Origin of the sequence: Shewanella sp. 11B5 (assembly GCF_002836795.1) — a bacterium.
Classification (GTDB): domain Bacteria; phylum Pseudomonadota; class Gammaproteobacteria; order Enterobacterales; family Shewanellaceae; genus Shewanella; species Shewanella frigidimarina.
In genome coordinates this window covers 1-1404 of the sequence record NZ_PJAP01000062.1, presented here as the reverse complement: position 1 = coordinate 1404, position 1404 = coordinate 1, and the positions used below count along the sequence as shown (strand labels likewise).

Below are 1404 nucleotides of genomic sequence, written 5' to 3'. Positions count from 1 at the left end.
TCGCGATAATATCGCTAAGCATTATGTTAAACGATAAACTTCGATGACAAATTCATTACTTTCATCGCTTAACCTCAAGTGCCAATTTCAATACTTGAGAGCTGATAGTTAATCCAGATTTTGCTACCACCTGCATATTAACTTTAAAATACAATCGCTTATCTTGCTCGACGATTTCAATCATCCCGCCTTGCATTGCAAAACCTGTGATATCCGAAACCGTTAAAATAGGCTTATTATCGACAGCCACTAACAATCTATGGGTTAACTCCCTAGAGTTAGTGTCTACAAATACAACATCGCACTGATCGATTTGGCTTATTCCAGATAACTCAATGGCCATCACAGACTGAGTTCCCAGCGTTTTATCGGAAAGTCCCATGAAACTGTCGTGATATTGATTTCCGAAAAAACATATTTTCCATGCAGATGAGGTATTAAGACGCGCTTCAGGCCACTGAGTAAACTTAGCAAAGTTATAGGTTAATGCCGCTTTTAACTCAAATGCGTTCTGCGCCATAGAGACTCGCGGAAGCAAAATAGCTCCCACGACCAATAATGAATACAGTAACTGTCGACTTAAATTTGAGTTTTTCAATGTTGCTACCCTAAAAGGTCAAAGTAGCTTTAATATAATAACTTGGTCCCACACGATAAGGGAGTTGGTAACTTTCTCCTTCAAACTCAAGGTTTGCAGGATGAAGTAAATTTTTCCCGAATGCTGATAACATGACATCAGGCTTAACCTTCCAGTGCAGTCCTAAATCAACTCCGCTATAGCTATCAATTTCCTTAGTACTAAGGTCATTGATATTCAATACGTAAGCTTCATCAATAACACGCCAAACTAGATTAAAATCAACATTATCGCTAATGCTCCAATCCATCATTGTCGATATCATATGCTCTGGGGCATCAGTATTTTGACTTTGACTGGCACCAAATTCATTTTGAGTAAAACTATAATTTACTTTGAATTGGATAGTATCAGTTGCAGCCCACTGAGATGAGAGCTCGAATCCATAGTTATATCCATCAAGATCATTACTGAATGTTAAGTATTGCGAAATGTAATTGGGAAATGTGCTGAAATCTGTTGCACCGGCTGGAGCATTGCGCAATTGGTCATAATCGTTATAAAAAATTGTTGAATCAAATGACCATTTTTTCGCTGGCGTAAATCGATAACCCACCTCATACGAAATGATGACTTCAGATTTATAATCCTCGTTACCAGCCACCCATATACTAACCAATGGTGACTGAACTGAAGGCGGTATGATTTGTGAGTTCACCGATAGATTATTTTCTATCCGCGACGGTGTTCTGATTGCGCGTGCAACAGAGGCCCACAGATTATTTTTTTTATTCAACTGCCACATCAGGCGAGCATTCGGTTGAACC

General features: G+C 39.0%; 2 protein-coding genes. Both read right to left on the bottom strand.

Annotation, left to right across the window (positions count from 1 at the left end):
* Positions 1–61: 61 nt before the first annotated feature.
* Positions 62–598: a YfiR family protein gene (locus CXF78_RS00510; protein WP_102035687.1), complete on the bottom strand. Its 537-nt coding sequence runs from the start codon at positions 596–598 to the stop codon at positions 62–64.
* Between the two features lie 10 nt (positions 599–608).
* Positions 609–1404 (bottom strand): TonB-dependent receptor plug domain-containing protein (locus CXF78_RS00505; RefSeq protein WP_180957003.1); only part of this gene is annotated, 796 nt, incomplete at its 5' end.